At 67.3% G+C, this 6304-nt stretch carries 2 protein-coding genes and 1 pseudogene; all 3 read right to left on the bottom strand.

Annotated elements, in window-relative coordinates; all coding sequences use genetic code 11:
* Nucleotides 1-1488: pseudogene (locus VGS97_RS09790) on the bottom strand (DNA-directed RNA polymerase subunit beta'); the annotation flags it as partial.
* A 132-nt stretch (nt 1489-1620) separates the two neighbouring features.
* On the bottom strand, nt 1621-5118 hold the full coding sequence (gene rpoB / locus VGS97_RS09785; RefSeq protein ID WP_326853004.1) for a DNA-directed RNA polymerase subunit beta: 3498 nt from the start codon (nt 5116-5118) through the stop codon (nt 1621-1623).
* Between the two features lie 760 nt (nt 5119-5878).
* Complete coding sequence (gene rplL, locus VGS97_RS09780; RefSeq protein WP_326853003.1) at nt 5879-6262, bottom strand: 50S ribosomal protein L7/L12; 384 nt, start codon at nt 6260-6262, stop codon at nt 5879-5881.
* Nucleotides 6263-6304 lie beyond the last annotated feature (42 nt).

Genomic DNA, 6304 nt, shown 5'->3' with positions numbered 1-6304 from the left:
CACCGGGTGCTCGGTGATGACCTCCTCGAGCACGTCCCACACCACCGACTTGGCGCGCTCCACCATCCGCTTGGCGGACTTGATGTTCTGCGCGTGGCTGAGGTCGACCAGCCGCTTCATCACGAACGGCTTGAACAGCTCAACCGCCATCTCCTTGGGCAGGCCGCACTGGTGCAGCTTGAGCTGCGGGCCGACCACGATGACCGAACGGGCCGAGTAGTCGACGCGCTTGCCCAGCAGGTTCTGCCGGAAGCGGCCCTGCTTGCCCTTGAGCATGTCGGACAGGGACTTCAGCGGCCGGTTGCCGGGGCCGGTGACCGGGCGTCCGCGGCGGCCGTTGTCGAACAGCGCGTCCACGGCCTCCTGGAGCATCCGCTTCTCGTTGTTCACGATGATCTCGGGCGCGCCGAGGTCGAGCAGGCGCTTCAGGCGGTTGTTGCGGTTGATGACCCGGCGGTACAGGTCGTTCAGGTCGGACGTGGCGAACCGGCCGCCGTCGAGCTGCACCATCGGGCGCAGGTCCGGCGGGATGACCGGGACGCAGTCCAGCACCATGCCGTTGGGCGAGTTGTTGGTCTGAAGGAACGCCGAGACGACCTTGAGCCGCTTGAGCGCCCGGGTCTTCTTCTGGCCCTTGCCGGTACGGATCACCTCGCGCAGCGACTCGGCCTCGGCCTCCAGGTCGAAGGTCTCCAGCCGCTTTTGCAGCGCCGCGGCGCCCATCCCGCCCGAGAAGTACAGCCCGAAGCGGTCCCGCATCTCCCGGTACAGGATCTCGTCGCCCTCCAGGTCCTGGACCTTGAGGTTCTTGAACCGGGCCCAGACCTCGTCGAGCCGGTCGAGCTCACGCTGCGCCCGGTCGCGGATCTGCTTCATCTCCCGCTCGCCCGACTCGCGCACCTTGCGGCGCTGGTCGGCCTTGGCGCCCTCGGCCTCAAGCGCCGCGAGGTCCTCTTCGAGCTTCTTCTGCCGGGCTTCGAGCTCCGCGTCGCGCCGCTGCTCAAGCTGCTGGCGCTCCACCGAGATCTTGGCTTCGAGCGACGGCAGGTCACGGGTGCGCCGCTCGTCGTCCACCCAGGTGATCATGTAGGCGGCGAAGTAGATGACCTTCTCCAGGTCCTTCGGCGCCAGGTCCAGCAGGTAGCCGAGGCGGGACGGGACGCCCTTGAAGTACCAGATGTGCGTCACCGGCGCGGCCAGCTCGATGTGGCCCATCCGCTCGCGGCGCACCTTGGCGCGGGTCACCTCGACCCCGCAGCGCTCGCAGATGATGCCCTTGAAGCGGACCCGCTTGTACTTGCCGCAGTAGCACTCCCAGTCACGAGTCGGTCCGAAGATCTTCTCGCAGAACAGGCCGTCCTTCTCCGGCTTGAGAGTGCGGTAGTTGATGGTCTCGGGCTTCTTGACCTCGCCGTAGGACCACTGGCGGATGTCCTCGGCGGTCGCGAGGCCGATGCGGAGCTCGTCGAAGAAGTTGACGTCAAGCACGTGTGTCAATCCTTATGGTTCGTACCGCGGCGAGGGGGAAGTCCCGCAGCGGCGAAATGAATCCATGTCCCGGGAGCAGGGGCCGCCGGACCGGGCCGATTCCCCCTCGGGATCCGGCCCGGCGGCCGACGCTCAGACTTCTTCGACGCTGCTCGGCTCGCGCCGGGACAGGTCGATACCCAGCTCCTCCGCGGCCCGGAAGACGTCCTCGTCCGTGTCGCGCAGCTCGATGTTGTTGCCGTCCGAGGACAGCACCTCGACGTTCAGGCAGAGCGACTGCATCTCCTTGATGAGCACCTTGAACGACTCGGGGATGCCCGGTTCGGGGATGTTCTCGCCCTTGACGATGGCCTCGTAGACCTTCACGCGGCCGAGCACGTCGTCGGACTTGATGGTCAGCAGCTCCTGCAACGCGTAGGCCGCGCCGTAGGCTTCGAGCGCCCACACCTCCATCTCGCCGAACCGCTGGCCGCCGAACTGGGCCTTACCGCCCAGCGGCTGCTGCGTGATCATCGAGTAGGGGCCGGTCGAGCGGGCGTGCAGCTTGTCGTCCACCAGGTGGTGCAGCTTGAGGATGTACATGTAGCCGACCGCGATCGGGTACGGGAACGGCTCGCCGGAGCGCCCGTCGAACATGCGCGCCTTGCCGGAGCTGCCGACCATCTGCACGCCGTCCCGGTTCGGCAGGGTGCTGCCGAGCAGTCCGGTGATCTCGTCCTCGCGGGCGCCGTCGAAGACCGGGGTGGCCACGTTGGTGCCCGGCTCCGACTCGTCCGCGCCGATCGCCCGCAGCTGGTCCTTCCACGGCTCGTCGTTGCCCTCGACCTTCCAGCCGGTCTTGGCCACCCACCCGAGGTGGGTCTCCATGACCTGGCCGGGGTTCATCCGGGACGGCACGCCGAGCGGGTTGAGGATGATGTCGACGGGGGTGCCGTCCTCCAGGAACGGCATGTCCTCCTGCGGCAGGATCTTGGCGATGACGCCCTTGTTGCCGTGCCGGCCGGCCAGCTTGTCGCCGTGGGTGATCTTGCGCTTCTGCGCCACGTACACCCGGACCAGCTGGTTGACGCCCGGCGGCAGCTCGTCGCCCTCGTCCCGGTCGAAGATGCGAACGCCGATGACCTTGCCCTCTTCGCCGTGCGGCACCTTGAGGGAGGTGTCCCGGACCTCGCGGGCCTTCTCGCCGAAGATCGCGCGCAGCAGCCGCTCCTCCGGGGTCAGCTCGGTCTCGCCCTTTGGCGTGACCTTGCCGACCAGGATGTCGCCGGGCACCACGTCCGCGCCGATCCGGATGATGCCGCGGTCGTCGAGGTCCGCGAGCACCTCCTCGGAGACGTTCGGGATGTCCCGGGTGATCTCCTCCGGGCCCAGCTTGGTGTCACGGGCGTCGACCTCGTGCTCCTCGATGTGGATCGAGGACAGGACGTCGTCCTGCACCAGCCGCTGGGAGAGGATGATCGCGTCCTCGTAGTTGTGGCCCTCCCACGGCATGAACGCCACCAGCAGGTTCTTGCCGAGCGCCATCTCGCCGCGCTGGGTGCACGGCCCGTCGGCCAGCACCTGGCCGACCTCGACCCGGGCGCCCTCGTCCACGATCACCTTCTGGTTGAAGGAGGTGCCCTGGTTCGAGCGCTGGAACTTGGCGACCCGGTAGGTGGTCTGCGTGCCGTCGTCGTTGGCGGTGGTGACGTAGTCGGCGGTGACCTCGGTGACCACGCCGGCCTTCTGCGCGGCGACCACGTCGGCGGCGTCCACCGCGGCGCGATACTCCATGCCGGTGCCGACCAGCGGGGACTCGCTGCGCAGCAGCGGCACCGCCTGGCGCATCATGTTCGCGCCCATCAGCGCCCGGTTGGCGTCGTCGTGCTCAAGGAACGGGATCATCGCGGTCGCCACGGACACCATCTGCCGCGGCGAGACGTCCATGTAGTCCACGTCGGTCGGCGGGATGTAGTCGACCTCGCCGCCGCGACGGCGCACCAGCACGCGGTCCTCGACGAAGGTGCCGTCGTTGGTGATCGGGGAGTTCGCCTGCGCGATGACGAAGCGGTCCTCCTCGTCGGCAGTCAGGTAGTCGACGTCGTCGGTGACCCGGCCGTTCTCCACCTTGCGGTACGGGGTCTCCACGAAGCCGAACGCGTTGATCCGCCCGTACGAGGCCAGCGAGCCGATCAGGCCGATGTTCGGGCCTTCCGGCGTCTCGATCGGGCACATCCGGCCGTAGTGCGAGGGGTGCACGTCGCGCACCTCGAAGCCGGCCCGCTCGCGGGACAGACCGCCGGGGCCGAGCGCGTTGAGGCGCCGCTTGTGCGTGAGGCCGGAGAGCGGGTTGGTCTGGTCCATGAACTGGGACAGCTGGCTGGTGCCGAAGAACTCCTTGATGGAGGCGACGACCGGCCGGATGTTGATCAGGGTCTGCGGCGTGATCGCCTCGACGTCCTGGGTGGTCATCCGCTCGCGCACGACCCGCTCCATGCGGGCCAGGCCGGTGCGGACCTGGTTCTGGATCAGCTCGCCGACCGTGCGCAGGCGTCGGTTGCCGAAGTGGTCGATGTCGTCCACCTCGACCACGACGATCGGCGCGCCCTCGCGGGCCGGGGCCATCTCGGTCTCGCCGGCGTGCAGCTTCACCATGTAGCGGATGGCGGCGACGATGTCGTCGACCGTCATCACGCCCTGGTCGAGCCCCTGGTCGAGGCCGAGCTTCTTGTTGATCTTGTAGCGGCCGACCTTAGCCAGGTCGTAGCGCTTGTGGTTGAAGTACAGGTTCTCCAGCAGGTTCTGCGCGGCCTCGCGGGTCGGCGGCTCGCCCGGGCGCAGCTTGCGGTAGATGTCCAGCAGCGCGTCGTCCTGGGTGGCGGTGTGGTCCTTCTCCAGGGTCAGCCGCATGGACTCGTACTCGCCGAACTCCTCCAGGATCTTCGCGTCGTCCCAGCCGAGCGCCTTGAGCAGCACGGTGACGTTCTGCTTGCGCTTACGGTCGATGCGCACCCCGACGGTGTCGCGCTTGTCGATCTCCAGCTCCAGCCAGGCGCCCCGGGACGGGATCACCTTGGCGTTGAAGACGTCCTTGTCGCTGGTCTTGTCGACCGAGCGTTCGAAGTACACGCCGGGCGAGCGGACCAGCTGCGAGACGACCACGCGCTCGGTGCCGTTGATGATGAAGGTGCCCTTGTTGGTCATGAGCGGGAAGTCGCCCATGAACACCGTCTGGGACTTGATCTCGCCGGTCTCGTTGTTGGTGAACTCGGCGGTGACGAACAGCGGCGCGGCGTAGGTGAAGTCGCGCTCCTTGCACTCGTCGATCGAGTACTTGGCCGGCTCGAAGCGGTGGTCGCGGAAAGTGAGCGACATGGAGCCGGAGAAGTCCTCGATCGGCGAGATCTCCTCGAAGATCTCCTCAAGGCCGGAGGTGGTCGGCACGTCGAGGCCCTGGGCCTGGGCGGCGGCGATCCGGTCCTTCCAGATCTGGTTCCCGACCAGCCAGTCGAAACTCTCGGTCTGGAGGGCGAGGAGGTTGGGAACCTCTAGCGGTTCGCGGATCTTGGCGAAGGAGACCCTGCGGGGGGCTGTGCTGGAAGCGTTCTGGTTGTTACCGTTCACGGCGTTGCGCGAGGCGACGGTGGCCAAGGTGACGGGGTCCTTCCGAGGGCTCGGACTCACTGCGCGCCGCCGACGGGTCGCTCGCTACCCCGCTGAGCTGGCGCTCCGGGCTCTCGGACGGTCCGATGGAGGAGTGACCGGCCGATTCCGGAGCGTGCGGGGAGGATAGAAGGCAGCGCAAACGAGCAGTGTAGCCTAAAGGCCAACTGCTGTCGAGCCCGGACCCTCGCCGGTCGTCTCGACTCCACGTCGTCCCAGGTCAGCGGCTAGCAGGCTGTCCCGGGGCGCTCCTCAGCACCCCGGAAGCCGCCTTTGTGCGCCTCCAGCGGAACCCTCGACCCGCCCGCACACGGGGAGAAACTACCCCTCACCGCCGACAAGTAACTCGAACACGAGTCCTTGTACCGGTCCGATTTCAGTCCGCCGACCGGACCTAAGACTTTGCGCCGCCTTGGCAGTCCGTCGCGGTGAACCAGACGTCCGAAGAATCGCGCGCCCAGGGCTTTTCGTCAAGAGTTACCGCCCGTCAGGAGTGTCTACCCGCCGGTCAGCGGCCGACCTGCATGATCGCCGCGTCCGAACGCCTTGCGCAGCTTCACTCCTGACGGTGAATAAGTTGCCTCTTTCGGGTGCACAGCGCCATCAGTGTATGGAAACGATGCGCGACGCGGAGCAAGGGGGCGCGCGAGAACGCAGTGGGGGCGTGACCCTGATAGGCCACGCCCCCACTGAGATGGTGCATGAGCTCGGCGGATGCGCTCTTCGAGCCCGCCAAGCGGTTGACGTACTACTTGACGGTGACGCCCGCGCCGACATCCTTGAGGGCCGCGGCGGCCTTCTCGGCGGTCTCCTTGTTGACCTTCTCCAGCAGGACCTTCGGCGCGCCGTCCACGACGTCCTTGGCCTCCTTCAGACCCAGCGAGGTCAGCTCGCGCACGACCTTGATGACCTGGATCTTCTTGTCGCCGGCGCCGGTGAGGATGACGTCGAACTCGTCCTTCTCCTCCGGGGCCTCGGCGGCGGCAGCGCCACCGGCAACGACGGCCACGGCGGCCGGGGCGGCGGCGGTGACGTCGAACTTCTCCTCGAAGGCCTTCACGAACTCGGAGAGCTCGATGAGGGTCATCTCCTCGAACTGCGCGAGCAGGTCGTCCTGGCTGAGCTTCGCCATGATCTTGGCGTCCTTCCACTAAGTCGGCTGGTGCCGGATGTA

It is taken from the genome of Actinocrinis sp., assembly GCF_035946395.1.
In the GTDB taxonomy this organism is placed as follows: Bacteria; Actinomycetota; Actinomycetes; order Streptomycetales; family Catenulisporaceae; genus Actinocrinis.
The sequence above is the reverse complement of the archived record's forward strand: the minus strand, read 5'-3'. Positions and strand labels throughout refer to the sequence as shown.

What these genes read in the sequence shown, in the direction of transcription:
- rplL (WP_326853003.1), bottom strand. Translation starts at nt 6,262, where the DNA reads ATGGCGAAGCTCAGCCAGGACGACCTGCTCGCGCAGTTCGAGGAGATG.